The sequence below is a fragment of the Thalassococcus arenae genome (assembly GCF_019104745.1).
GTDB classification, from domain to species: domain Bacteria; phylum Pseudomonadota; class Alphaproteobacteria; order Rhodobacterales; family Rhodobacteraceae; genus Thalassococcus_B; species Thalassococcus_B arenae.
The window spans coordinates 1-26,494 of sequence record NZ_JAHRWL010000004.1 but is presented as its reverse complement, the minus strand read 5'-3'; the positions used below and the strand labels follow the sequence as shown (position 1 = coordinate 26,494).

The following is a 26,494-nucleotide window of genomic DNA, read 5'->3' as shown; positions in this document are numbered from 1 at the left end:
TTATTGCCCGATACTGCCCATCTCGCTGATGCCCACCGCGGACGGCCCCACCAGGATGATGAGAAGCGGCGGCACTGTCAGCATCATAGTCGTCAGTGTCATCTTTGTCGGCAACTGGTTTGCCTTTTCTTCGGCGCGCATGACCCTTTTGTCACGCATTTCCCCGGCATAGACCCGCAGCGCGTCGGAAATCGAGGTGCCGAAGGTGGTGGCCTGGTTCAGCACCGTGGTGAAGGACGACACGTCCTGCACGCCGCAGCGTTCGGACATGTCGTTCAGGACCATGGCCTTGTCCTTGCCGGCCTTCATCTCGTGGCTGATGATCTCGAATTCATCCGCGAGCGACGGGTAGGAGGCGCGCAATTCGCGCGCGACGCGGACGATGGACTGGTCCATCGACTGGCCGGCCTCGACGCAGACCAGCATCATGTCGAGCGCATCCGGGAAACCCTGCTGGATCTCTTCCTTGCGCTTCTCCACGCGCTTGGTGATCCAGTATTTAGGGAACATGTACCCGGCGGCGCCGGGGCCGAGGATGTACATCAGCTTTTGCTGCATCGTGGATTCCGCGCCGTTCACGAACAGCAGGAAATACACCAGACCGATGCCAAGAAGGCCGATGCCAAGCGCGAATTGGGCGAAATAGTAAAACTGCACCGCGTCCTTGCTGCGATAGCCCGCCTGCAAGAGCTTCATGCGGATCTGCGACAGCTCCTTGGCGTCCTGCGGTTCGAGGAACTGGGCGTATTTGTTCAGCTTCTCGTTCTTGCGTTTGTCGCGCAGCACCGCACGGGCGTCGGCGTCCATCTTCTGGCGGCCGGTCTGCTTGAGCTTTTCCATCGGATCCGGCCGGCTGCGAAGCATCAGCGGGATCGTCGACAGGATCAGCAGAAAGGCCAGCCCGGCCACGACCAGCAATGGGCCAGCGGGCCCCAAAAGGTCGGTGATCTGTTGGTTGATCTGATCAAACACGGGCAGCCCCCTTTACACCTTGATGTTCACGAGCGCCCGCATCACGAAGATGTTCAGCGTCAGCATGATGCCCACGATAAAGCAGCACGGAATGAACCACGGGTGGTCCAGCACCTCGTCGTAGTAGTCCGGCTTGGCGACCTGGATGAAGATCAGCGCCCCGACCGGGAAGGCGGACAGGAACTTGCCCGACCATTGCGCTTCGGCGGTGATCGCCTTGACGCGCCGGAACAGACGGAACCGGGCGCGGATCACCTTGGCCAGACCGTCCAGGATCTCGGCCAGGTTGCCGCCCGATTGCTGCTGGATCGCCACGGCGACGGCAAGGAAGCGCAAGTCCTGCATGTCCAGACGTTCGGCCATGTGCTTGAGCGCCTCGCCCACGTCGCGGCCATAGGTCGACTCGTCCGCGATGATGCCGAATTCGGTGGCCAGGGGGTCCTTGATTTCCTTCGACACGATCGAGATGGCCGAGCTGAACGGGTGGCCGACGCGCAGCGAGCGCACCATCAGTTCCACCGCGTCGGGCAATTGTTCCTCGATCATGCTCAGGCGTTTCTTGGCCTTGTGGCCCAGCCACATGTAGACGCCGCCAACGCCGATGCCGACGGCCATCACCGCGCGCACGGGCAGGATCGCCTCGGTGCCGATGGTCAGACCCAGGAAAGCCGCGGCCGTCACGCCGAGCATGACCATGATCAGCTGCTTGGGTGTAAAGGCAATGGCCGCTTTCTGCGCCTTGTCCGCCAGCATCGAGTAGAGCGGGAAGGACCGGCTTTCCATATGCTGGTCCATCTCCTTGCGGAGCTTGGCCAGAACGTCCTCGCGGCGGCTGCCCTTGTCGAGCATCTCGAGCCGCCGGTTCATCTTGCTGTTGAGGCTGATCGACTTGCCGAAGGCCACGAGGTAGACGCCCTCGACCAGGACGAGGACACCGACGAAGATCATGCCGTAGATGATCGGTTCTGCACTCAGCATTGGCGTTACTCCGAGCGGAAGGGTTCGTAGATCGACGGCGGGATGTCGTAACCCCACATCCGGAACCGTTCGGAATACGCGCTGCGTACACCGGTGGCAGTGAAATGGCCGATGATCTTGTTGTCGGGGGTCAGACCCACACGCTGGAAGCGGAAGATCTCTTGCATTGATATAACATCACCTTCCATCCCGGTGATTTCGGTGATCGACACCATCCGGCGCGACCCGTCCTGAAGACGCGATGCCTGCACGATCAGGTTCACGGCCGAAGAAATCTGCGATCGCATCGCCTTGAGCGGCATTTCGATCCCGGCCATGGCGATCATGTTTTCAAGACGCGCAACGCCGTCGCGGGCGCTGTTGGCGTGGATCGTCGTCATCGAACCGTCGTGGCCGGTGTTCATGGCCTGCAGCATGTCGATGACTTCCTCGCCGCGGGTTTCGCCGACGATAATGCGGTCGGGGCGCATCCGCAGCGCGTTCTTGAGGCAGTCGCGCGGCGTGACCGCACCCTTGCCTTCGACGTTGGGCGGGCGGCTTTCCATCCGGCCGACATGGGTCTGTTGCAGCTGAAGTTCGGCCGTGTCCTCGATGGTCAGGATACGTTCGCTGTCGTCGATGAAGCTGGATAGCGCGTTGAGTGTCGTCGTCTTGCCCGAACCGGTCCCGCCCGAGACGATGATATTCAGGCGGGTCGCGACGGCGGCCTGCAGGTAGACGGCCATTTCCTCGGTGAAGGCGCCGAACCGGATCAGGTCGTCGATGCCCAGCTTGTCCTTCTTGAACTTACGAATGGACACCAGAGAGCCGTCGATCGCGATCGGCGGCACCATCGCGTTGAAACGTGACCCGTCGGCAAGACGGGCGTCGACATAGGGGTTGCTTTCATCGACGCGGCGGCCGACAGCGGACACGATCTTGTCGATGATCCGCATCAGGTGCTTTTCATCCTTGAAGGTCACGTCCGACAGGGTCAGCTTGCCGGCCTTCTCCACGAAGATCTGGTGCGGGCCGTTGACCAGGATGTCCGAGATCGCCTCGTCCTGCAGCAGCGGTTCGAGCGGGCCCAGGCCCTTGACCTCGTCATAAAGCTCCTGGTTCAGCGTGCGGCGTTCGTCGCGATTGAGAACGATGCCTTTCTCGCTGAGCGACTCGGTCGCGATGGCGTTGATTTCCTCGCGCAGATCGGATTCGGTCGCCTGGTCCAGGGCGGACAGGTTGAGGTTGTCCAGAAGCGCGCGGTGCAGTTCGAGCTTGATCTCGCCCAGGCGTTCCTTGCGCTTCTTTTCCTTGTCCATCGCCGCGGTCTGCGCCGCGACCTCGGGTTTGAGTTTGCGCTTGACCTGGCTTTCGGGTTTGGCGGTTTTGGCAGGCTCCTCGACCGGAACCTGGGGAACCGGCTGTGCGGCCCGTCCTTCGGATTTCTTGTAGCGCGAAAACATGGGTCAGATCCTTCAGGCGGCTTCTGCGTCGGATTGCCCGACCGAGTAGAGTTGTTGCGCCAGCTTGGACAGCTCGCGGCGCAACGGGTTCTTGGCGGCATGGGCGGCCAGCGGGATGCCGTGATCGCAGGCTTGCGCCACGGCGGCGCCGCCATCGGGCAGTTTCAGGTCGATCGAGATGCCCAGGCTGTCGGCCATCCGCTTGACCCGGCTCTTGCCTTGCAGGTCGGTGAACTTGGGGGCGTGGTTCAGAGCGAACCGCAGCTTGTCGAAGGGCAGTTCCTCGGCCTGCAGCGCGCGCTTGAGGCGCAACGCGTTCTGGGCCGAGCGCATGTCCAGTTCGACCAGAGCGAAATAGACCTGCGCCTCGTTCAGGACGGTTTCGGACCAGTGCACCAGGGTCGTCGGCATGTCAACGATGACGAAATCGAAGTGTTCCCGTGCAACTTCCAGGATCCGGTGCACATCGCTGGGCGAAATCATGTCCAGCGGCAGCATGTCCGCAGGCGATGTCAGCACTTGCAGCTTGTTGTCGAAGCCCACAAGCGCCTGGGCAAAGCTTTCGCCGTCCATGCTGGCGACGTCCGACAGCAGTTCCATCACGGATTCGCGGCGGGGCAGGTCGAGGAACGTCGCGACCGACCCGAATTGCAGATCGAGATCGATCAGACAGACACGCGGCGGGCTGTCCTTGTTCACCGTGGCCAGTTCGTAGGCCAGGTTGACGGCGAATGTCGTGGACCCGACGCCACCGGCCAGGCCGTGCACGGCCATCAGAACCCCGTCGCCATCGCCCTTGAGACTGACCTTGCCGTTCGCGATGCCGGCGCTCTTCGGTTCGGCCGGCTCGGGCGGGCGGCGCATCCGTTCCACGGCTGTGGCCAGTTCGCCCTCGGGAAGCGGGTAGGGGACGAATTCGTCGGCGCCCCGCCGAAGCAATTGATGCAACGCTGCCGGGCTGACGTCTTCGGCGATCAGCACCACCTTGATGCCACGCCCCTTGGCCGAGGCGATGATATCGGACAGCTGCGCGATGCGGTCTTCGTCGCTTTCATCGATCGCGATCGCGATGAATTCCAGATGTTCCGCGTCGGGTTGAGCCAGAAACGCGGTGGCCTCGTTGAAACCCAGGTCGCCCCAGTTTTCCCCAAGGATGGTTTCCATGTCTTCGATCAGAAGATCGAAATTCTGCACATCGCGGCTGATGGTGCACGCCGCGATCGGGCTGAACTCCGATTGTTGAACTGAATTACGCGTCATCGACCGAACTTCCTTTGCACATGGGCTGCGCCGAAGGCCGGACGGGTTTCTAAATCATTGAAAACCCACCCGAAATCCGAACCCTTGGCCCAAGCGTAGAACGCATTGAGCCTGTTCCCTCGGTGGGTAAGATCACTGACAAAGGCGGCAAGATTTGGGCCAAATTACCCCAATTGTACGGAATTCCGTGACGATCTGGGTGGGCAAAGGCGCAGTGTCGACGGCGCGCCGCTTGGACGGCGCGCCGAACAGGAGATTATTGCGTGGTGCGGAAATCTTCGCCGACGATACCCGACAGGGTCGAGCGCGGTTCGGCGCTGCGCACGTAGTCACGGTAGATCACTTCGGCGTAGCGGCCCTCGAGCACGGTCGGATGGCTGCTGACGAACCCGGAAACCTCGGTCACCGTGCGGCGGTTGCGGCGTTCGCGGCCTTCGGTCACGATCAGCGGCTGGGTTTCGCCGAAAGACACCACCGCTTCGAGACGCGATGTGCTGATGCCCTGGCTGGCCAGGTAATGGACAACGGCCTGGGCGCGGCGCAGACCGAGGTTCTTGTTGTAGCTGTCCGATCCCACCTTGTCGGTATGGCCGTAGACACGGAAACGGATTTCCGGGAACTGGCGGATCCAGTTGGCCTGTTCCCGCAGCGTGTCGCGCGCGCCGCTATCCAGTTGCGCCGAGTTGAAGGCGAAATTCACCGTGGTCATGACCTCGGCCGCAAAACGCTGCGACAGATCGTAGGTGTATTGCTTTTCGCCGGTCATCAGCTGGGTGTTGTTCATCGTGGCATTGCCGAAATGCCCGATATCGACCAGTGCGCCAGCCTCGCGGTCGAAGGAGGAATAGACCGGGTCATTGCCCAACCTGCTGCACCCCGCGACCATGGCCAATGCCAGTCCTGTCAAGACGATCCTGTTCATGCCACGACTCCGCATCGTTTCAGTCCATCACATAGCCGTAGGAGCTGGTGAAATCCTGCTTGGCCACCTCGCCGGCCGCGCCTGTCTGCGGGCGGGGATTGCGGGTGCCGGCCGTGGTACGGCCGAAGAGGAAAAGATCACGCTCCGTCGGCGCCTTGACCCGGTCTGTCGGCAAAGCCAGCGCCTCGCCCCGGGTCGGGGTAACAAGGTGCGGTGTCACGATGATAACCAGTTCGGATTGTTCCCGGCGATACTCTGCGCTGCGGAACAGCGCGCCCAGGACCGGAATGTCGCCCAGCCAAGGAACCTGACCGTTCAGGTCGCGGAAATCGTCCTGAAGCAGGCCGGCGATGGCAAAGCTTTCACCGTCGCGCATTTCCACCGTGGTCGAGGTTTCGCGCCGGCTGAAGGCATCGACGCGGATCGTTTCCAGTTCGAACCCGTTGTCGGGATCGATCGACGAAACCGCGGCTTCGAGCTCGAGATTGATCAGGTCCTTGTCCACGACGCGCGGGACAAAGTTCAGTTCGACACCGAAGGGCTTGAACTCGATCGAGATCGTACCGTCTGACTGCGACACCGGAACGGGATATTCGCCGCCAGCGAGGAACTTGGCCTCCTGTCCGGACAGGGCGACCAGGTTCGGTTCTGCCAGGGTGCGAACAACGCCTTTGCTTTCAAGGGCTTCCAGAAGAATACCCACTTCCAGGCCACCGGCGTTGAAGCCGAAAAGAATGGCGCCTTCGGAGGCGTTCGAGCCCGATTGCGGTTGCAGTTTGGTTGCGACGTCGTCGACCGCGGCCAACGGCGAGGCGTTGCCGGTGCCCAGTTCGAGCCCGAGATCGCCGTCAAGTACGGAACCGCCGGTTGCAAGCGAGGCGCGCAGCGATTTCGCTACCGACCGTTGCATTTCGGCGAAGCGGACCTTCAGCATGACCTGCTGAACGCCGCCGACGACCATCAGGTTCGACACGCGTTCGGGAGCATAGCGTTCGGCCAGTGCCAGCGCGCGTTCCTGCTTGACGATGCTCGAAACGGTGCCGGACAGCACGATGCCGTCATTGGCGGTCCGAACCTCGATCGTCTCGTCCGGCAGGATCTGCCGCAGGCGTTCCTTGAATTCGGTCACATCCGCCGCGACGCGCACGTCGACATTGGTGATCAGCCGGCCTTGCGCGTCCAGAATGGTCAATGTCGTCGTGCCGGGGGATTTGCCCAGGACATAGATCGTCCGATCCGACAGCGACGAGATGTCCGCGATTGCCGGGTTCGCGATGGACAGCTCTGCAAAGGGCTGGTCGCTTTCGACGACGACGGCCCGGTTCATCGGGACATTCAGCGCGGATTCCGTTCCCGTGCGCACGATGCGCAGGGTTTCTGCCTGAGCGACACTGGCCAGCGGCCCTGCGATCAGACCAAGCCCCAGAAGGGCTGCTTTGAAAAGAGTCTTCGATTTCATGTGACCTGCCTCTCGATCACGCCTCGGGTCGGGTCTTGTTGCCCGTTATTTGGGTCACGATGCGTCAAACTGTGATTTTTTGCAAGAATCAACGCGTTCTTGGCGATTATTTATGTGGAGAACTCGCAACAGAAAGGGGCGCCGATGACGGCGCCCCACTGTGTTTGTTGGTTTTTCAGTGTCCGGTCAGTCGGTGCAGGGAATAGGGATTTCGACCACGTCGGCACCTCGGCGCGTGCGGATCGTGCAGACCTCAAGCGAATTTTCGGCGTTCTGTTCGACCTTGGTGATGCCCAGCAGCGACCGCTGGTCGACCTCGATGGCTTCCGCCACCGTATCGTCATTGATCCCCATCAGCGACAGCGACAGCTTGCCGGTGGATTGCGCCTGCGCAAGGCCCGCGATCTCGGTCGGGGATGCCGCGACCGTCACCGTCCGGGCGATGGTGGCGTCGGTATTGTCGCTGGTCGCGGTCTGGTCGACGGCGATCAGACGGATGCCGCTTTGGATAAGCTTGGTCACATCGCCCTGCGGCAGGTTGGGATCGTTGCCGGGTATGCGGCCGGTCCAGTAGACATCGACCCGGTCGCCGGGCCGCAGGAAACCCGACACGCCCGAAGCCACGTCGACCTTGATCGCGAAGGCGCGCTGGCCTTTTTCCAGGCGCGACGTTAGACCGGCGTCGCCACCGGGTTCGGACACCTTGACAGGCATGAAGGCTTCGTTGGCTTCCATCGGGCGCAAAACGACGCGGGGCTTTTCGCCATCGACGATGATCGGGTTCGTGTCGTCGAAATAGCCGACCGGCAGAATTTCCTTGGGCCAGGGCACAAGGCGGATGTCGGCATCGGTCAATTCTTCGCCGTAGGCGATGGGGCGCGATGACACGTAGATCATCTGTGTCGGAACCGCCTTGGTCACCTTGGCCCGTTCTTCCTGCAGCGCGTTTTCATACGCGCCGATATAGTTCTGTGCCATATATACTGCAAAGCCGGCCAGGCCGAGCCCCGCGATCAGCACGAGTCCAAACAACAGTCGCATGGTGCACCTCTCGAATGCATGCCTCGTCTGCGCATCGTGATGGGCGCAGAATAATTATCAGTAAGCATACTGGCGATTATGTCCAAATGAGGCCAGCGCAACGGTTCTTGTGTGACTTTTCGCTGGCTGAAACGAAAACGGCCGCGCTCGGGGCGCGGCCGTTTTTCCGTCTGTATCGATGCCGATTAGAAATCGTTTTCGTTCGCGATGGCACCGCCGGCGGCGTTCATCAGCGTCAACGAGTTGTTTTCGAGCACCGAGAAGGAGATGGCAGACATGCCAACCACAGCCGCGGTGATCACAACCCAATCGACTGTCACGGCCCCAGCTTCGTCTTTCCGAAATTTTGTGAGGAAGCGCAGCATCGTCATCTCCAGAGCAGGTCAAAAAAGTGTTCGTTAAGCTGCGCGCAGGGTGACCCCTGCGCGCAATCCGTATCGCGGCGTCACGCCGCAAACGACTTAGAAGTCGTTTTCGTTCGCGACGGCGCCACCGGCAGCAGTGATCAGGTTCGACGCGTTGGTCTCGATGGTCGAGTAGGCGGCGATGGCCAGGCCAACGACAGCGGCGGTCAGAACCACCCAGTCAACCGTCACGGCGCCGTCTTCATCCTTGCGGAAGGTGTTCAGGAACTTCATCATGGTCTCTCTCCGTAGATAGGCTTTCACGTTCAACCGTTCCGGAACCATGATTGGGCGCTCTCTCATTCCGCCCGATCCCGTCTCGGTATGTGCAGATAAAGCCCTCGCATTGGGGCAGGAGTTGGGCGCAAACCGTTTTGTTTTTGGGTTTAAACAAGACTTGGGCGATTTTGCTCTTAGGTTCTGAAATCAAAAGATAATTTTCTGAATTTTTTGTTTTGAACCGGGTTGGGTGCGGCATGAAGGGCACCGTATTGCGGCGAATTGTTGCCGCGCGGGCAACACTGTTGGCGGGTGCCTGCCTTTGTGCGAGTATCCGGCAAAAGAACGGCAGGACGAGCAGGCCGATGACAATCAGATTTCTGGCAAGAGCGGTGCTTTGCGCCGCATTGGCGATTCCGGCGTATGCGGAATCGCCTCAGCCCTTTCAGGATTTCAGCGCCAAACGGGTCAAGCCGCCCAAACCCGGCACGGCGCGCCGCATCACGGTTCAGATCGCGCCCCGTGCCGAACCCGCCGTGCCGCCACGGCCGGCACTCAAGGCCGCGCCGGATGCCGTGCCTGCCGCGGTACCGGCGCCGTCGGGCCGCGAGACCGGGATCGGGCGCTATACCTGGTTCTGGGATGTGGTGTCGCCCAAGCTGGATCAGTCCGGGCCCGGACGGCTCGAACCGGCGATCAATCGGCTGATGAAACCCCCTGCGGGTCAGGGCGTGTCGGCGCCGCGCCTGCAGGACTTGCAGGACATCGCCGATCGCCACGGTGCCGACCTGTTGCGCGCAACCGTGGGCACGCGGGTATCGCCCGCGCTGGCGTTGGCGGTGATGGCCGTGGAATCCGGCGGCAAACCGGATGCCCAAAGCGGTGCGGGCGCTCAGGGACTGATGCAGCTGATGCCGGCGACGGCCGAGCGCTTCGGCGTTGCCGACAGTTTCGACGCGAGCCAGAACATCAAGGGTGGGGTGGCCTTCCTCGATTTCCTCATGGAGCGGTTCAACGGCGATCCGATCCTGGTTCTGGCAGGTTACAATGCCGGCGAAAACGCGATCCCGCAGCATAACGGCGTGCCACCCTATGCCGAGACCCGCGACTACGTGCCCAAGGTGCTGGCGGCCTTCCAGACCGCCAAGGGTCTGTGCCTGACGCCGCCGCAGCTGGTATCGGATGGCTGCGTTTTCCGCGTGATGAACCGTTAAAGCCGGCGCAGCACCGCGCCGGGGTTCAGGATGCCATTCGGATCCAGTGCGTTCTTGATCGCGCGCATCGCCGCCAGCTTGACGGGATCGCCGTAGCGTTCAAGGTCATCGACCTTGAGCCGTCCGATCCCATGTTCGGCGCTGACCGAACCGCCAAGCGCATGCACGTGGTCATGCACGCAGGCCTTGATCGCGGCGCGCTTGTCGTCGTGGTCGCCGCGCGTTTCGCCGGGTATCGGAAACACATTATAGTGCAGGTTGCCGTCGCCGACGTGACCGAAGCAGTTGATGCGGAACGTGCCGATCCGCGCCAGGGCTGGACCGCAGGTGGCGATAAAGTCCGGGATCGCACCCAGCGGGACCGATATGTCGTGGCTGGATACGGCGCCGATACGGCGGTTGGCCTCGGGGATGCGTTCGCGCAGCGCCCAGAAATCCCGTGCTTGCTGTTCGGACTGCGCAATCAGCCCATCGCTGACCAGACCGGCCGCGTGGGCGGCGGCGAACAGCGCCTCCAGCCCGGCTTGCGGATCGGCCCCACCGCTCAGCCCAACCTCGATGAGCACGACCCAATTCGGCGGTTCGGCCCATGGCTGGCGCACCTCTGGCAGCGTCTCGGCCAGAAAATCGAACCCGGTGCGGTGCATCAATTCGAAGGCCGACACCGCTTCGCCCAGGTGGTCCCGGGCCAGGGCCAGAAACGAAAGCGCGGCTTCGGGGCCGGTCACGGTCAACAGGGCCGTTCCGGTGGCGGTGGGACGGGGCGACAGTTTCAGGCTGGCCGCGGTGATGATCCCGAGCGTCCCTTCCGAACCGACGAGCAAGTGGCGCAGGTCATAGCCGGTGTTGTCCTTTCGCAACCGCGACAGGCCATGCCAGACCGTGCCGTCGGCCATCACTGCCTCGAGACCCAGCACCTGGTCGCGGGCATTGCCGTAGCGCAGCACATTCACACCACCCGCGTTGGTGGCCAACAGGCCGCCGATCCGGGCCGATCCCTCGGAGGCCAGCGATAGCGGGAACAGGCGGTTCTGACCGGCAGCGGCGGCCTGCACGTCGGCGAGGATCGCGCCCGCTTCGGCGATCAGGACGTTCTCCTGCGGGTAGATCGCGCGGATGGCCGTCATCCGCTCGAGCGACAGGATCAGCGAGGCGGGCTGGTCGGCGCCGCAGACCTGCCCACCGACCAGGCCGGTGCCACCGCCATAGGGCACGATGCCGACGCCGCCGCGCGCACAGGCCGACACGATCCCGGCCACCTCGTCGGTGTTGCGCGGTCGCGCCACCCAACCCGCGGCACCGGCCCACCGCCCGCGCGGTTCCTCCAGGTAGCGTGGCTCGGCCCGGCGCAAGGTGTCGGGCGCAAGAGTGGCGGCCAGGGCATCGGCAAAGGCATCATCGGCGGGAGAAAGCGGCATGAAGGCTCCGGTTCGGGGCGTTGGGGGATGGGTATCGCCTTGCGGCGCCCGGGGAAAGAGGGGGCGGGCTCTTCGCGGCCGCAGGCGGACAGTCATTCGGCTGTTTGCGGGCGCCGTGCAGTTCAGGGTTGGTCGCGCAGATATTCCGGACGCAGCACGACGACTGTGGGGCGGTCGGGCAGATCGCGCAGGCTGACTTCGATGCTGGGGCCGTCGCGGCGGTCGATGGCAAAGCCTTCGGGCAGGTCGGACAGGAAGTTTTCCAGCGAGAAGCCCGAGAACCAGTGCATCGGCAGAATGACCCGCGATTTCAGCCGGTCGATCACGTTCAGCATGTTGTCCAGCGCCATCGTGTAGCCGCCATCCACCGGCACCATGACCACGTCGAGCCGCCCGAGCGCGGCGTATTGTTCGTCGTTGGGTTCGTGGTGAAGGTGGCCCAGATGTCCGACGCAAAGCCCCGCGGCTTCGAAGACGAAGATCGAATTGCCACGCTCTTCGCGGCGGCCGAAATCGCTGCGGATGTCGGTCGACACATTGCGGATCAGCATCTCGCCCAGATCGAGGTGATGATCCACACCGGCACCGAATTCCTCGCCCCAGCCCTTCAGCGCGTGCGGGATGGCCGGATCGGGGAACGGGGTCCAGTGGGTGTCGTGGGCATGGTTCATCGTCACGACGTCGGGGATCAATTCGGTGTTGCCGATGAAACCGGTGTAGTCGGTGACGGCCTCTATTCCGCCCTGGGTCTGGATCAGAAACGAGGCATGGGCGATGTAGTGGATGCGCAGCGTGTGATCGGGCAGAGGCGCCTGCCAACTGGCCTTGTGCAAGTATTTCAGACCCGGGGTGGCATCGGCCACGGCGATACAGTGGCTGGGGCGGCGCGCGTCTTGCGCACCGAGCGCGGTGGCGGTCAGGATCAGCGCGGCGAGAATGCGGAACATGGCGGCGACTCCCTTGTCTGACCCAAGGATAGCGCGCGGACGCGCCCGGTCAGCAGGGAAATCTCAGACGGCGTCGCTGCGCCCGCGACGGTCGCTGCGCAAAGCGGCATAAAGCACGTGGGTGCGCCAGCGTCCGTCGATCTGCAGATAGCTTTGCGCGACGCCTTCGTACTTGAACCCGTTGCGTTCCAAAAGCCCGCGCGACGCCAGGTTTTCCGGCAGGCAGGCGGCTTCGAGGCGGCTGAGGTCGAGTTTCTGGAAGGCGTGATGCACGACGGCGCTCAACGCCTCGCTCATGAGCCCCTGACGGGCGAAGGGTGCGCCGACCCAGTAGCCCAGGGTGCCGGCCTGGGCCGGGCCGCGGCGGATATTGTCCAACGTGACGGCGCCGACCAGTCGCGCGTCGTCGCGCCGGAACAGGAACAGCGGCAGCGCGGTGCCGCTGGTGATAGCCCGGCTGGCCCAGTAGACGCGGTTCGTGAAGGCGCGGCGGCTCAGATGGTCCGAGGCCCATGTCGGCTCCCACGGGGTGAGAAAGCCGGCGCTTTCTCGGCGCAGGGTGGACCAAGGCGTGTAGTCGGCGTGCTGGGGCGGTCGCAGGGTCAGGCGCTCGGTCTCGAGCCGGACTTTGCGGCGCAGACCCAGCATCATCATGCGGCGCGGCGCGCGTGCAGTTGCGCGAGATCCGGTGCGCCTGCCACCGGCCCGTAAAGCGCCAGCGCTGCCGGTGCCGTCGTGCCCAGCACGCTTGCGAACCGGCGCACGGCTTCGGGTGTGACGGCGTCGATCTTGGCGACGGTTTTCTCGATCGCCGGGACGTGACCCCAGATCTGCACCATCCGCGCCATGCGTTCGGCCCGCGAAGACGGGCTTTCCAGCCCCATCAGCAACCCGGCCTTCATCTGCGCGCGCGCACGCTCGACCTCGGCCTCGGTCAGGGTATCGGCTGCGCGTTTCATCTCGTCGATGGTCAGGCGCGCCAGTTCACCCACATCCTCGGCGCTGGTGCCGGCATAGATGGTGGTCATGCCGGTATCGGCATAGGCGCCGGACTGTGCGAATATGGTATAACATAGCCCACGCTTTTCCCGGATTTCCTGGAACAGGCGCGAGGACATGCCGCCGCCAAGCGCGATGGCGTGGATCTGCGCGGTGTAGAAATCCGGATCGCGGTAACCCGGCCCCTCGAAGGCCAGCGCCAGATGGGCCTGTTCCAGCGCCTTTTCGTGCCGGGTTTCGCCGCCGCGAAAGCGGGCCGCTTCGGCAGATCGCGCGGGGCGCGCCGGCAGGGCACCGAACAGCGCCCGGGCCTGCGCGACGATGGTTTCGTGATCGACCGCGCCAGCGGCCGACAGGATCATCTGGCCCGGCCCGTAATGCTCGGTCACGAAGCGCGACAGATCGGCACGGCCAAAGGCGCGGATGCGTTCGGGCGGGCCAAGGATCGTGCGGCCCAGGGCCTGGCCTGGATAGGCCTGTTCCTGAAGCCAGTCGAAGATCACGTCGTCGGGCGTGTCCAGCGCCTGGCCGATTTCCTGCAGGATCACGTGACGCTCGACCTCGATCTCGTGCGGATCGAAGACCGGGTTCAGCAGGATGTCGGCGATCACGTCCAGCGCCAGAGCGGTGTCTGCGGCCAGCACGCGGGCGTAATAGGCCGTCACCTCGCGCGAGGTATAGGCATTGATATAGCCGCCCACATCCTCGATCGCCTCGGCGATCTGCAGCGCACTGCGCGTCGCCGTGCCCTTGAAAGCCATGTGTTCCAGAAAATGGGCGATGCCGTTCTGGTCGGGTGTCTCGTCGCGGCCGCCGGCGCAGACCCAGATACCCAGCGAGGCGGATTGCAGTCCCGGCATCGCCTCGGTCACGATGCGGAACCCGTTGTCCAGCGTTGTCAGTTCGACGGTCACGTGCGGCGACGCTCCTCGATCAGGGTTTCCAGCGCCGCCAGGTCGTTGGGGACCCGCGTCAAGCGCTCGGGCCGGTCATAAAGATCGGCCATGCGATTGGGAAGGGGCGGGCGGATGCCGGTGGCCCTTTCGACGGCGTCGGGGAATTTCGCCGGATGCGCTGTTGCCAGCGTGATCATCGGCGTTGTGGGGTCACGTTGATCTTCGGCCACCTTCACGCCGACGGCGGAATGCGGGCACAGCAATTCGCCCATCGTCTCGTTGGCCTGCCGGATCGTTGCCAGCGTTTCGTCCTCGCTGACCCGGCCCGAGCCGAAATCCTCGCGCAGGGCCTGCAACGCGCCCTGGCTGACGGCAAAGCCGCCGGCCTTCAGCTCGTCCATCAGTTGCGCCACCGCCTTGCCGTCGCGGCCGTAGGCATCGAACAGCGCGCGTTCGAAGTTCGAGCTGACCTGGATGTCCATCGACGGCGAGATCGAGGGCACGACCTCGCCCTTTTCATATGCACCGGATGTGAGGCAACGGTGCAGGATGTCGTTCTGGTTGGTCGCGACGATCAGCCGGTCGATGGGCAGGCCCATGCGCTTGGCGATGTAGCCGGCAAAGATATCGCCGAAATTGCCGGTGGGGACGGTAAAGCTGACGGCGCGGTCCGGCGCGCCCAGGCTGACGGCGGATGTAAAGTAATAGACCACCTGCGCCAGCACCCGCGCCCAGTTGATCGAGTTGACACCGGCCAGCCGAACGCGGTCGCGGAACTCGAAATGGTTGAACATGTCCTTGAGCCGCGCCTGCGCGTCGTCGAAATGCCCGTCGATGGCCAGCGCGTGAATGTTGGCGGCCTGCGGCGTGGTCATCTGGCGGCGCTGCACCTCGGACACCCGCCCGTGCGGGTAGAGGATGAAGACATCGACCGAATCCAGTCCGGCAAAGGCCTCGATCGCGGCAGAGCCTGTGTCGCCGGATGTCGCGCCAACGATGGTCACCTGTTCGCCCCGACGGGACAGTTCGTGCTCGAACAGCTGGCCGATCAGCTGCATCGCGAAATCCTTGAAGGCCAGGGTCGGCCCGTGGAACAGCTCGAGCAGGAAATGCCCCGGCGCCAGTTGCACCAGAGGCGCCCGCGCGTCATGGCCGAACCCGGCATAGGCCTTGGCAATCAGATCGGCGAACACGTCGTCGGCGAACGCGTCGTTCACGAAGGGCCGCATGACCCGGAACGCGGTTTCCTCGTAGGACAGGCCGTGCAGCGCGCGGATGTCGCCGGTGCTCATCTGCGGGATTTCGGCCGGGACATAGAGACCGCCATCGCGCGCCAGCCCGGTCAGCATCGCCTCGGCAAAGCCCAGATCCGGCGCGGCGCCGCGGGTCGAGATGTATCGCATCAATCGGTCTCCGTCAGGCGGCGCCGTATCCAGACGCCGGTCATGGTGAGCCACACCGCGGCCAGCGCGAACCAGGTGATGGCGTATTGCAGGTGATCGTTCGGGATGCCGCTGCTGTCGACGGGCAGGGGGGTCACGCCGTCGTCGGCGGGTGTCGTGGATCGCACCACGACCAGCAGCGGTTTGGTGTCCAGCGCCTCGGCCATGGCGCCGATATCGCGGGCGTACCAGATGTTGCCCGCTACGTCGTTTTCCGGCGTGGCGTCGCGGCGGTCGTCGGGCCAGTGCAGGTTGCCGGTGATCTCGGCCGCACCGGCGCGGCGCGGTGCGTCGCGCGCGTCGTGTGGAATCCAGCCGCGATCGATCAGGATCCGGCGGCCATCCGCGGTGGCAAAGGGCGAAACGACACGCCAGCCCGGCCCGACCTGCTTGCGCGAGACCAGGACGAACAGCGCGTCCTCGCCGATGGTGCCCTGCAAAACGACGGGCTGGTATTTCTGATCCGCCGGCGAAACCAGCACCGGCAGTGGTTCCGGTGCGCCGCCGATGCGCGCGTCGATCTCGGCCAGCACGCTCTCTTTCCACGCCAGCCGCTGCACCTGCCAGGTGCCAAGCGCGATCAGGATCGCGGCACCGATGAGGCCGATCAGCAGGGGTGCGGCAAGGCGGGACAAACGGGGCGCTCCGGTTGAAAAGACAAGGCGCGCGAAAATCGCGCGCCTTGGTTTACCTCAGTCAGGTTTGGGTGCAATCCCCGTCAGCCACCCCAGACGTAGACGGCGGCGAACAGGAACAGCCAGACCACGTCGACGAAGTGCCAGTACCAGGCCGCGGCCTCGAAGCCGATATGCTTGTCCTGGGTGAAATGCCCGCGCATCAGCCGCAGCAGGCAGACGAACAGGAAGATCGTGCCGATGATCACATGCGCGCCGTGGAACCCGGTCGCCATGAAGAAGTTGGCACCATAGATGTTGCCGGAAAAGCCAAAGGCGGCGTGGCTGTATTCATACGCCTGAAGCGCGGTAAAGAAGACGCCCAGCACGATGGCGATGATCAGACCCCATTTCATGTCCTCGCGGTTGTCCTCGTGCACCAGGGCGTGGTGCGCCCAGGTTGCCGCGGCGCCCGAGCACAGAAGAACCAGCGTATTGATCAGCGGCAGGTGCCAGGGGTCGAAGGTTTCGATCCCCACCGGCGGCCAGGGGCCATCGATGGCCGGGCTCATTCCGCCCGGATCCATCGGATAAAGCGCGTGTTTGAAGAAGCTCCAGAACCAGGCGAAGAAGAACATCACCTCGGACATGATGAACAGGATGAAGCCGTATTTCAGGCCGATCCGCACCACCGGGGTGTGATCGCCCACATGGCTTTCCGCGATCACGTCGGCCCACCAGCCGAACATCACGTAAAGCACGGCGACGAAGCCGATCAGGAACATCCAGGGCCCGTTGCCGTGGAACCACAGCACCGCGCCGAACAGCATGAAGAAAGCCGCCACCGACCCAAGGAAGGGCCAGATGGAGGGGTTTAGAATGTGATAGTCGTGGTTTTTTGCGTGTGCCATTCCGGTTCCCTCGTTGGCGTCAATTGACGGACGCGCCGTCGGTCTTCAGGTCGAGCGCGGCCTGCTCTTCCGGCAGGTCGATCTCGTAGAACGTGTAGCTCAGCGTGATGTGACTGGTGTGCTTGGCATCGGTATCGTCGACGATGCCGGGATCGATGAAGAAGCTGACGGGCATCATCACGCGTTCACCGGGCATCAACACCTGCTCTTCGAAGCAGAAACAGTCGATCTTTTCGAAATAGGCGCCCGCGCCAAAGGGCGCGACGTTGTAGCTGGCCGATCCCGCCACCGGTTTCGAAGTGGGATTGTAGGCCTCGTAGAAGGCCAGGCCCTCTTCGCCGATGCGGATGGTCATTTCCGGGACTTCGGGCTTGAATTCCCAAGGCATGCCACGCTCCAGCGAGGCGTCGAACCGGACCTTGATCGTGCGATCCAGGATTTCGCCGGTCGTCGCTTCGGCCACGCCGGTGGCGCCCCCATAGCCGGTCACCCGGCAGAACCAGTCGTAAAACGGCACCGAAGCCCAGGCCAGACCGCCCATCACCAGCACCAGACCGACCGTCTGCAGAACCGTCTTGCGCTTGCCCTCAATTGCCATCCACCACCTCCGTCGGTTGCAGTTGGAATCCGTCACTGTTCACCTTGACCACCGTCAGGCCGAAGATCAACGCGATGAACGCCGCCAGAACAAGGCCCACGCCCAGGTTGCGGCCCGCGCGGCGCTTGTGCAGATCGTGTTCCTTGATCAGCCCCATGGATAGCCTCCCATCCGGTCGATGCCGGCCTCGATGAGAATGGCGCCGAAATGGGCGAAGAGGTAGAGCAGCGACAGTTTGAAGAACCGTTTTTCCACGGCGAAATTGTCGGCTTCGGCCATGTCTTCGTCGCGGCGCCAGATGCGGATCGCGCCCAGCAGGAACGCCGCATTCAACACCAGCGCGGTCGCCAGGTAGAACGGCCCGCCGATCTGGGTGAAACCGGTGCCGATCGCCAGAAGCGCCAGCAGCGCAGTATAAAGAAGGATGTGGCGCCGGGTTGCGCGGCGGCCATGGGTGACCGTCAACATCGGGACGGTCGCGTTGTCGTAGTCCATCCGCACGAACAGCGCCAGCGCCCAGAAATGCGGGGGTGTCCACATGAAGGTCAGGCAGAACATGAGCACCGACGCGACCGAGATATCGCCGGTTGCCGCCGCCCAGCCGATCATCGGGGGGAAGGCACCCGCAGCGCCGCCGATGACGATGTTCTGCGGCGTCAGACGCTTGAGCCACATCGTGTAGATCACGACATAGAAGAAGATGGTGAAGGCCAGCAGCCCGGCGGCCAGCCAGTTCGTGGCCAGCCCCAGAAAGATCACCGAAAAGGCCGACAGCGTCAGGCCGATGGCCAATGCCTCGTCACCCGTCACCTTGCCCGCCGGGATCGGTCGCTTGGCGGTACGGCGCATCACCGCGTCGATATCGGCGTCATACCACATGTTCAGCGCGCCCGAGGCGCCGCCGCCCACGGCGATGAACAGAATGGCGCAGAAGGCGACGAAAGGGTGCAGCGAAACGGGAGCGGCCAACAGGCCGACGAAGGCGGTGAAGACGACAAGGGTCATCACGCGCGGCTTGAGCAGCGCGAAATAGTCCCTGAACTCGGCTTCGCCGCTCTGGACCCGTGTATCGAAGCTTGCGTCGCTCATCTGTGGTCCTTTGAAGGAAGGTGCGTGCAAGCACGCACCTTACACCCGGTTTCCTCCGTAGGGTGCGTGCTTGCACGCACCGTTCGGTTCAGTTCGGCTCAGTTCGTCAGCACCTGGCGGACATCGCTGTAGCCGCCTTCGTCGAGCGAATTCTGCAGCCACGCCTCGTAGGCCTCTTCCGACACCACCTTGACGGTGATCGGCATGTAGGCGTGGTTGATGCCGCACAGCTCGGAGCATTGACCAAAGAAGATGCCTTCACGCTCGGCGGTGAACCACAGTTCGGCCAGCCGGCCCGGAACGGCGTCCTGCTTCACGCCGAAGGCCGGGATGGTCCAGGAATGGATCACGTCGGCGCCGGTGACCTGCACGACCACGGTCTTGCCGACCGGAACCACCATCGCGGTGTCGGTGGCCAGCAGGAAGTCTTCCTTGCTGTAGCCGGCCTCGATCAGCTGAGCCTCGACCTCGGGGGTCATGCGGTTGTCGCCGCCCGTGGCGGGCGCGCCGATCATGAAACTGTCGAAGGCCAGATCGGTGCCGACATATTCATAGCCCCAGTACCACTGGTAGCCGGTTGCCTTGATCACAACGTCGCCTTCGGGGATTTCCTGCTGTTTGAACAACACCGGCAGCGAATAGGCGCCGATCCCGATCAGGATGATGATGGGCACGATCGTCCAGGCGATTTCCACCGGCGTGTTGTGGGTGAAGCTGGCGGGGGTCGGATTGGCGCGGCGGTTGTAGCGGACGATCACCCAGGCCATCAGGCCGACGACGAAGATCACGATGGCGGTGATGATCACCAGGATCATCCCGTTCAGCATCTGGATGTCGCGCGCCAGTTCGGTGGCTTGCGGCTGAAAGCCGATTCCGCCGTCGACGGGGCGGCCGATCACTTCGAGGTTCTGCGCGTAGGCGGGAACGGCAAGAAAGGCGCTGAGAAGGCCCGTCAGCATGGTCTTGATTTTCATGGTTCACCCTGGTCGGCTGTGGCGTCGTTCTTCTTTGCAAGCGGCACAGAGTCCCTTTGCGGACGCCACGCCGTTGCGTTTGTCCCGTGTAAAACCATATTCTGGACACCCGATAAAGCAGCTTTCCCGCGGCAAACCGCCGCTTTTTTTGATCCAGATCAAATCGCAGGAGAAAAAATCATGGATTCGACGCCGTTCCGCCCTTTCGAAAGCCTGCTGGATCGGGGCCGGGCGCAGCGCGTCCTGAGCGACGCCGTCGCCGGAGCCGACGATGGCGAGCTGTTCCTGGAACGAAGCCGGTCCGAGGTTCTTGTCTTCGACGACGGGCGCGTGAAAACCGCAAGTTACGACGCGTCCGAGGGGTTCGGCCTGCGCGCCGTCCGGGGTGAGGTCGCGGGATATGCGCATTCGACCGAGATCAGCGAGGCGGCGCTGCGGCGTGCTGCCGAAACCGCGCGGTTGGCCGTGGGCGATGGCGGCGGCACCCTGGCCGATGCGCCGCAGGGCACCAACACGCGGCTCTACACCGATGCCGATCCGATCGCCGGCCATGGGTTTCCGGTCAAGATTGAAACCCTGCGCGAAATCGACGCCTTTGCGCGCGACCTGGACAAACGCGTGGTCCAGGTCAGCGCCACGATCGCGGCCTCGCTGCAGGAAGTGGCGATTCTCCGCCCCGAGGGCACGCTGGTCACGGATGTGCGCCCGATGACACGGGTCAATGTCTCGGTCATCGTCGAGGAAAACGGCCGCCGCGAATCCGGGACCGCGGGCGGCGGCGGACGGGTCACGCTGGATGGCCTGCTCGATCCGCAGGATTGGCAGTCGAAGGCGCGCGAGGCGCTGCGCATCGCGCTGGTCAACCTGTCGGCCGAGCCCGCGCCCGCCGGCGTGATGGACATCGTGCTGGGCCCCGGCTGGCCCGGCATCCTGCTGCACGAGGCGGTGGGGCACGGGCTCGAAGGCGATTTCAACCGCAAGGGAAGTTCAGCCTTTGCCGGTCTGATGGGCCAACAGGTCGCCTCGAAGGGCGTGACGGTGCTGGACGACGGCACGATTCCGGATCGGCGCGGATCGATCAGCGTCGACGACGAAGGCACGCCTTCGTCTAGGAACGTCCTGATCGAGGACGGTGTGCTGGTGGGCTACATGCAGGATCGCCAGAATGCCCGCCTGATGGGCGTGGCCCCTACCGGCAACGGGCGCCGGCAGAGCTATGCGCATATCCCGATGCCGCGGATGACCAACACCTACATGCTGGGCGGACAGGCCGATCCGGCCGATATCGTCGCGGATCTGAAAGACGGGATCTGGGCCGTGGGTTTCGGCGGCGGGCAGGTCGACATCACCAATGGCAAGTTCGTGTTTTCCTGCACCGAGGCCTATCGCGTCAAGAACGGCAAGGTCGGCGCCGCGGTCAAGGGCGCGACACTGATCGGAGACGGGGCGACCGCGTTGAAACAGATCAAGGCACTTGGCAACGACATGGCGCTGGACCCGGGCATGGGCAATTGCGGCAAGGCGGGGCAGTGGGTTCCGGTGGGCGTCGGTCAGCCCACGGTGATGATCGGAGGTCTGACGGTTGGTGGCGCCGCCGCCTGAAACGGCCCCTTTGCGTTCCGCCTGGCCGGTCCTGGACGCGGCGGGGCGCAACGATTCTGTCCCTCGACGCTGATTTGCGGGGCGGTTCGGTCTTTGCCAAGGCGGCCTCCGGACCGATGGCTGCGATCAGGCCTCTGTTTTTGCAATGAATTTCGTAACCGTCCGATTTCGGCTGCTCAGGTTTACCGGCGATTAACCAGCCGCGCGCTACTGCTGTTCCAGCAAGAGAACGGGGCCAGAATGCCTGAAGACAGCTACTCTTCCACTCACCCCCCACTCCCACCCACCACGGAAGATGATCGGGTGGCCTGGCTCCGTCTCTTGCGCTCGCGCCGTGTCGGCGTAAGCACCTTCTACCGTCTTCTCGGCGAACACGGCACGGCGACAGCCGCGCTGGACGCCTTGCCGAAGGTCGCGGCGCAAGCCGGGGTCGAGAATTACAGCGTTTGCCCCGAAGGCGTGGCGCTTGCCGAGCTCAGGGCCGGCCGCCAGGCGGGGGCCCGGCCGGTCTTCATCGGCGCAGCCGATTATCCTGCCGACCTGGCCGATCTGCCGGACGCGCCGCCGATCCTGTGGTTGCGTGGAAACGCCGCCGCGCTGGCGCGGCCGATGATCGCGCTGGTCGGCGCGCGCAACGCGTCGTCGCTGGGCACCCGCATGGCGCGCAGCCTCGCCGCCGGTCTGGGCGAAGCGGGGTTCGTCGTGGTTTCGGGCCTGGCGCGCGGCATCGATACCGCGGCGCATCTCGCCAGTCTCGAAACCGGCACGGTCGCCGTCATGGCAGGCGGCGTCGACGTGCTGTATCCATCCGAAAACACCCGGCTGGCCGAAGACATCCTTGCCAAGGGCGGGGCGCTGGTCAGCGAACAGCCGATGGGCCTACAGCCCATCGCGCGGCACTTTCCGGCGCGCAACCGGATCGTGTCGGGGCTGACCCGTGCGGTCGTCGTTGTCGAGGCGGCGGCGAAGTCCGGCTCGCTCATCACCGCGCGGTGCGCGCTCGACCAGGGGCGCGAAGTACTGGCGGTGCCGGGCCATCCCTTTGATGCGCGGGCCTCGGGCTGCAACATGCTGATCCGTGACGGCGCGCGTCTGGTGCGCAACGCCGAAGACGTGATCGAAGTTTCGGGGCAAGCCGAACGCCAGCCCCGGCTTGACCTGACGCCGCCTGCGCCAAATCCAGCATCCCCGCCGCAGCCGGTCGCCAAACCGCAACGGTCGTTGCGGGAAACCGCGGCCCTGCACAGCCAGATCCTGGCCCGCCTCGGCCCGTCGCCGATTGCCGAAGACCAGGTGATCCGCGACCTCGGTGCACCGTCGGGTGCGGTGCTTCCGGTGCTGACCGATCTCGAACTGGATGGCAAGATCCGCCGCCAGCCGGGCGGGATGCTGTCGCTGGTCGTCTGACGCCAATCGGCAGCGCGGCATCGGGGGCCGGCAGCGCGGCTGCGCAGCGAACCGCCGGGTTCGATTGACAATTCCCCCTTGTGCGCCACATGGTCCGCGGCCATATGCCAACGCCAGACGTTCGCGAAATTCGTTCCAAGAGGTCAGCCGCCCCATGCCCGTTGTCGTTGTCGAGTCTCCCGCCAAGGCCAAGACAATCAACAAGTATCTGGGTTCGGGCTACACGGTTCTGGCGTCTTATGGCCATGTGCGCGACCTGCCGCCCAAGGACGGATCCGTGGACCCCGACGACGGTTTCGCAATGACCTGGGAGATCGCGAACGATTCGCGCAAGCATGTCGCGGCGATCGCCGAGGCGCTGAAATCCGACGATGCGCTGATCCTCGCCACCGACCCCGACCGCGAGGGCGAAGCGATCAGCTGGCACCTCAAGGAGGCGCTGACCAAGCGCCGGTCGATCAAGAAGGACACCAAGGTCAGCCGCGTCACCTTCAACGCCATCACCAAGGCCGCAGTGACCGAGGCGATGGCCAATCCGCGCGACATCGACGCACCGCTGGTCGAGGCCTACCTGGCGCGTCGCGCGCTGGATTACCTGGTGGGTTTCAACCTGTCGCCGGTGCTGTGGCGCAAGCTGCCCGGCGCGCGTTCGGCAGGCCGTGTGCAATCGGTCTGTCTGCGCCTCATCGTCGAGCGCGAGATGGAGATCGAGGCATTCCGCCCGCGCGAATACTGGCAGGTCCGGACACAGTTGCGCACGCCGCGCGGGCAGGATTTCGAGGCCCGGCTGACGGTCCTGGCGGGCAAGAAGCTCGACCGCTACGATCTGGCCGATGCGACCCAGGCCGAACTCGCGGTCGATGCCGTGGCCAAGCGTGGTCTCAAGGTCACGTCGGTCGAGGCCAAGCCGTCCAGCCGCAACCCCGCCGCGCCGTTCATGACCTCGACCCTTCAGCAGGAAGCCAGCCGCAAGTTCGGCATGGGCGCGCGCCAGACAATGGCGGCGGCGCAGCGGCTCTACGAGGCCGGGCACATCACCTACATGCGGACCGACGGCATCGACATGGCGCCCGAGGCGGTGCAGGCCGCGCGCGACGCGATCAAGGACCGGTACGGCGCCGACTACGTGCCCGCGAACCCGCGGATGTACAAGAACAAGGCCAAGAACGCGCAGGAAGCGCATGAATGCATCCGGCCCACCGACATGACGGCCGATGCGGCCAGCCTGCGGCTGAGCGATGCCGACCAGCGCAAGCTGTACGACCTGATCTGGAAACGCACGCTGGCCTGCCAGATGGAAGCTGCGCGGCTGGAGCGCACCACGGTCGAGATCGGATCGGAAGACGGCCAGGTGGGGCTGCGCGCGACCGGGCAGGTGGTGCTGTTCGACGGCTTTCTCAAGGTCTACGAAGAGGGTCGCGACGAGCCCGAGGAAGACGACGACAACCGCCTGCCGCAGATCATGCAGGGCGAACCGGCGGTCTTTGCGCCCGATGCGCCGCTGAAGCCTGCCTTCACCGCTGCGCAGGACAAGGCCGAGGCGGGCAAGACCGCGGCTGTTCTGTCTGGCAACGGCGCCGTGCTGGCCACGCAAAGCTTCACCCAGCCGCCGCCGCGCTACACCGAGGCGACGCTGGTCAAGAAGATGGAAGAGCTGGGGATCGGCCGTCCTTCGACCTATGCCTCGATCGTCACGACGATCCAGGAACGCGAATACGTGCGCAAGGAAAACGGCCGGCTGTTTCCCGAGGACAAGGGCCGGATCGTCACGATCTTCCTGCTGAATTTCTTCCGCCGCTACGTGGGTTACGATTTCACGGCGGCTCTGGAGGAAGAGCTGGACGATGTCAGTGCCGGGCACAAGGATTACAAGGACCTGCTGGGTCGGTTCTGGCGTGATTTCTCGGCCGCGATCGCCGAGACCTCCGAACTGCGCATCGCCGAGGTTCTGGACGTGCTGGACAAGGCTCTGGCGCCGCAACTTTATCCGCCGCGTCCGGATGGCAAGGATCCGCGCGAATGCCCGCTGTGCGGCGAAGGCAGCCTGCATCTGAAGACGTCTCGCACCGGCGGCTTCGTCGGGTGTTCGCGGTATCCCGAATGCCGCTATACCCGTCCGATCGGCGGCGGCGAAGAGCAGGCCGAGGACAGGATCCTCGGGCAGGATTCGGACGGCAACGACATCAGCCTGCGCTCGGGCCGCTTCGGGCCTTATGTCCAGCGCGGCGAGGCAAGCGAAGAGAACAAGAAACCCGACCGCGCCAGCCTGCCCAAGGGCTGGCAGGCCGACGAGATGACGCTGGAAAAGGCGCTGACGCTGCTCAGCCTGCCGCGTGTCGTGGGCATGCATCCCGAGGGTGGCGAGGTGAAGGCCAATTTCGGCCGTTTCGGGCCGTTCCTCATGCACCAGTTGCCGGACGAGGCCAAACCGGTCTACGCCAATCTCAAGGATCCCAACGACGTCTTCGAGATCGGCATGAACCGCGCGGTGGAACTGCTGGCGGAAAAACGCGCCAATCCCGGCGGACGGGGCAGGGCGGCGGCCAAGGCGCTCAAGGAGTTGGGCGAACATCCCGAAAACGGTGGGGCCGTGAACGTCATGGAGGGCCGCTACGGGCCTTACGTGAAGTGGGACAAGGTCAATGCGACCCTGCCCAAGGATGTCGACCCCGGTGCGGTGACGATGGACATGGCCGTGGCGCTGATCGCCGAAAAGGCCACCAAGAAGGGCGGCAAGAAGAAAGCCGCGCCGAAAAAGACTGCCACCAAGAAGAAAGCGGCCAGCAAGTCCTAGGCTCGCCGGGGCCGCGCCGGCGGAATACCGGAAAATGCCGCATGCGCGTCGCCGCAGCGCGGCATCCGCGTTGACTCTGCCCCGGCGCCGCGTCACTACTTGGCCGATCCGAAAAGACGGGGGGCAACCCATGAAGAAGGTATACGGTTCGGCGGCAGAGGCGCTGGACGGGCTCTTGCATGACGGCATGCTGATCGCCGCCGGGGGCTTTGGCCTGTGCGGCATTCCGGAACTGCTGATCGACGCCATCGTGGCCAGCGGGGTCAAGGACCTGACCGTGGCATCGAACAACGCCGGCGTCGACGGGTTCGGCCTGGGCAAGTTGCTGGAGAGCCGGCAGATCAGGAAGATGATGTCGTCCTATGTGGGCGAGAACGCCGAGTTCATGCGGCAATACCTGGCAGGCGAGCTGGAGCTGGAGTTCAACCCGCAGGGCACGCTGGCCGAACGCATGCGCGCCGGCGGCTGCGGCATTCCGGGCTTCTACACCAAGACCGGCGTCGGCACGGTGATCGCCGAGGGCAAGGAGGTGAAGACCTTCGATGGCGAGGAATACATCCTCGAACGCGGGATCTTTGCCGACCTGTCGATCGTCAAGGCCTGGAAGGCCGACGACACCGGCAACCTGATCTTCCGCAAGACCGCGCGCAACTTCAACCCGCCGGCGGCGATGTGCGGCAAGGTCTGCGTGGCCGAGGTCGAGGAAATCGTGCCGCGCGGCTCGATCGATCCGGATCACATCCACCTGCCGGGGATCTACGTGCACCGGCTGATCCAGGGGCAGCACGAGAAACGCATCGAACAGCGGACTGTCCGCAAGCGGGAGGAAGCCTGATGTCTGGCGAAATGAAGGGCTGGGACCGCAACCAGATGGCCGCGCGCGCCGCGCAGG

Annotated in this window: 25 protein-coding genes; 5 read left to right on the top strand and 20 right to left on the bottom strand. The window is 64.2% G+C overall.

The window, feature by feature from the left end:
- From KUH32_RS18115 to KUH32_RS18075, 9 genes are all read right to left on the bottom strand, one after another.
- On the bottom strand, positions 1-972 hold the full coding sequence (locus KUH32_RS18115) for a type II secretion system F family protein (RefSeq protein ID WP_217780077.1): 972 nt from the start codon (positions 970-972) through the stop codon (positions 1-3).
- Positions 973-984: 12 nt separating this feature from the next.
- A complete protein-coding gene (locus tag KUH32_RS18110; RefSeq protein WP_217780076.1) occupies positions 985-1,950 on the bottom strand; it encodes a type II secretion system F family protein in 966 nt (321 codons plus the stop codon).
- A gap of 5 nt (positions 1,951-1,955) precedes the next feature.
- Positions 1,956-3,392 carry a TadA family conjugal transfer-associated ATPase gene (locus KUH32_RS18105; protein WP_217780075.1) on the bottom strand — a complete coding sequence of 479 codons (1,437 nt, stop codon included), beginning with the start codon at positions 3,390-3,392 and terminating at the stop codon, positions 1,956-1,958.
- Between the two features lie 12 nt (positions 3,393-3,404).
- The gene (locus tag KUH32_RS18100; protein ID WP_217780074.1) at positions 3,405-4,652 is read right to left on the bottom strand and encodes a CpaE/TadZ family protein; all 1,248 of its coding nucleotides are present in this window, start codon (positions 4,650-4,652) and stop codon (positions 3,405-3,407) included.
- 256 nt (positions 4,653-4,908) lie between these two features.
- Complete coding sequence (locus KUH32_RS18095) at positions 4,909-5,574, bottom strand: OmpA family protein (protein ID WP_431358198.1); 666 nt, start codon at positions 5,572-5,574, stop codon at positions 4,909-4,911.
- A 19-nt stretch (positions 5,575-5,593) separates the two neighbouring features.
- Positions 5,594-7,033, bottom strand: coding sequence for a type II and III secretion system protein family protein (locus tag KUH32_RS18090; protein WP_217780072.1), 1,440 nt, complete (start codon positions 7,031-7,033; stop codon positions 5,594-5,596).
- A gap of 186 nt (positions 7,034-7,219) precedes the next feature.
- Positions 7,220-8,074, bottom strand: coding sequence for a Flp pilus assembly protein CpaB (gene cpaB, locus KUH32_RS18085; protein ID WP_217780071.1), 855 nt, complete (start codon positions 8,072-8,074; stop codon positions 7,220-7,222).
- Between the two features lie 185 nt (positions 8,075-8,259).
- Positions 8,260-8,439 (bottom strand): hypothetical protein, encoded by a 180-nt coding sequence (locus KUH32_RS18080; RefSeq protein WP_217780070.1) that lies wholly within the window; start codon positions 8,437-8,439, stop codon positions 8,260-8,262.
- Between the two features lie 96 nt (positions 8,440-8,535).
- Positions 8,536-8,715, bottom strand: coding sequence for a Flp family type IVb pilin (locus KUH32_RS18075; RefSeq protein WP_217780069.1), 180 nt, complete (start codon positions 8,713-8,715; stop codon positions 8,536-8,538).
- A 347-nt stretch (positions 8,716-9,062) separates the two neighbouring features.
- On the opposite strand from KUH32_RS18075, the gene KUH32_RS18070 reads away from it, so the two are divergent.
- Positions 9,063-9,911 (top strand): lytic transglycosylase domain-containing protein, encoded by an 849-nt coding sequence (locus tag KUH32_RS18070; RefSeq protein WP_217780068.1) that lies wholly within the window; start codon positions 9,063-9,065, stop codon positions 9,909-9,911.
- Here the strand turns inward: KUH32_RS18070 and KUH32_RS18065 are convergent.
- The 11 genes from KUH32_RS18065 to coxB all read right to left on the bottom strand — a co-directional run bounded on the left by KUH32_RS18065 (position 9,908) and on the right by coxB (position 19,799).
- Entirely contained in the window at positions 9,908-11,329 is a 1,422-nt protein-coding gene (locus KUH32_RS18065; protein WP_217780067.1) for an FAD-binding oxidoreductase, read from the bottom strand. The genes KUH32_RS18070 and KUH32_RS18065 overlap by 4 nt on opposite strands.
- A 122-nt stretch (positions 11,330-11,451) precedes the next feature.
- Positions 11,452-12,276, bottom strand: coding sequence for an MBL fold metallo-hydrolase (locus KUH32_RS18060; protein WP_217780066.1), 825 nt, complete (start codon positions 12,274-12,276; stop codon positions 11,452-11,454).
- Between the two features lie 63 nt (positions 12,277-12,339).
- On the bottom strand, positions 12,340-12,924 hold the full coding sequence (locus KUH32_RS18055; RefSeq protein WP_217780129.1) for a GNAT family N-acetyltransferase: 585 nt from the start codon (positions 12,922-12,924) through the stop codon (positions 12,340-12,342).
- Positions 12,925-12,926: 2 nt separating this feature from the next.
- Complete coding sequence (locus tag KUH32_RS18050) at positions 12,927-14,189, bottom strand: M16 family metallopeptidase (RefSeq protein ID WP_217780065.1); 1,263 nt, start codon at positions 14,187-14,189, stop codon at positions 12,927-12,929.
- Complete coding sequence (thrC, locus tag KUH32_RS18045) at positions 14,186-15,574, bottom strand: threonine synthase (RefSeq protein WP_217780064.1); 1,389 nt, start codon at positions 15,572-15,574, stop codon at positions 14,186-14,188. The genes KUH32_RS18050 and thrC overlap by 4 nt, the downstream gene beginning before the upstream one ends.
- Positions 15,574-16,248, bottom strand: a complete 675-nt coding sequence (locus tag KUH32_RS18040) for an SURF1 family protein (protein ID WP_217780063.1) — start codon at positions 16,246-16,248, stop codon at positions 15,574-15,576. The genes thrC and KUH32_RS18040 overlap by 1 nt, the downstream gene beginning before the upstream one ends.
- Before the next feature lie 83 nt (positions 16,249-16,331).
- Positions 16,332-17,138, bottom strand: coding sequence for a cytochrome c oxidase subunit 3 (locus KUH32_RS18035; protein ID WP_217780062.1), 807 nt, complete (start codon positions 17,136-17,138; stop codon positions 16,332-16,334).
- Between the two features lie 19 nt (positions 17,139-17,157).
- Complete coding sequence (locus KUH32_RS18030; RefSeq protein ID WP_217780061.1) at positions 17,158-17,736, bottom strand: cytochrome c oxidase assembly protein; 579 nt, start codon at positions 17,734-17,736, stop codon at positions 17,158-17,160.
- Positions 17,726-17,893, bottom strand: coding sequence for a hypothetical protein (locus KUH32_RS18025; protein WP_217780060.1), 168 nt, complete (start codon positions 17,891-17,893; stop codon positions 17,726-17,728). The genes KUH32_RS18030 and KUH32_RS18025 overlap by 11 nt, the downstream gene beginning before the upstream one ends.
- Positions 17,884-18,825 carry a heme o synthase gene (gene cyoE / locus KUH32_RS18020; protein ID WP_217780059.1) on the bottom strand — a complete coding sequence of 314 codons (942 nt, stop codon included), beginning with the start codon at positions 18,823-18,825 and terminating at the stop codon, positions 17,884-17,886. The genes KUH32_RS18025 and cyoE overlap by 10 nt, the downstream gene beginning before the upstream one ends.
- A 98-nt stretch (positions 18,826-18,923) precedes the next feature.
- Positions 18,924-19,799, bottom strand: a complete 876-nt coding sequence (gene coxB, locus KUH32_RS18015) for a cytochrome c oxidase subunit II (protein WP_217780058.1) — start codon at positions 19,797-19,799, stop codon at positions 18,924-18,926.
- A 180-nt stretch (positions 19,800-19,979) separates the two neighbouring features.
- Between coxB and tldD the strand changes: the two genes are divergently transcribed.
- The 4 genes from tldD to KUH32_RS17995 all read left to right on the top strand — a co-directional run bounded on the left by tldD (position 19,980) and on the right by KUH32_RS17995 (position 26,437).
- Entirely contained in the window at positions 19,980-21,401 is a 1,422-nt protein-coding gene (gene tldD, locus KUH32_RS18010; RefSeq protein ID WP_217780057.1) for a metalloprotease TldD, read from the top strand.
- Between the two features lie 240 nt (positions 21,402-21,641).
- Complete coding sequence (gene dprA / locus KUH32_RS18005; RefSeq protein ID WP_217780056.1) at positions 21,642-22,808, top strand: DNA-processing protein DprA; 1,167 nt, start codon at positions 21,642-21,644, stop codon at positions 22,806-22,808.
- Positions 22,809-22,962: 154 nt separating this feature from the next.
- The gene (gene topA, locus KUH32_RS18000; RefSeq protein ID WP_217780055.1) at positions 22,963-25,602 is read left to right on the top strand and encodes a type I DNA topoisomerase; all 2,640 of its coding nucleotides are present in this window, start codon (positions 22,963-22,965) and stop codon (positions 25,600-25,602) included.
- A gap of 130 nt (positions 25,603-25,732) precedes the next feature.
- Positions 25,733-26,437, top strand: a complete 705-nt coding sequence (locus KUH32_RS17995; protein ID WP_217780054.1) for a CoA transferase subunit A — start codon at positions 25,733-25,735, stop codon at positions 26,435-26,437.
- The last annotated feature ends 57 nt before the right edge of the window (positions 26,438-26,494 follow it).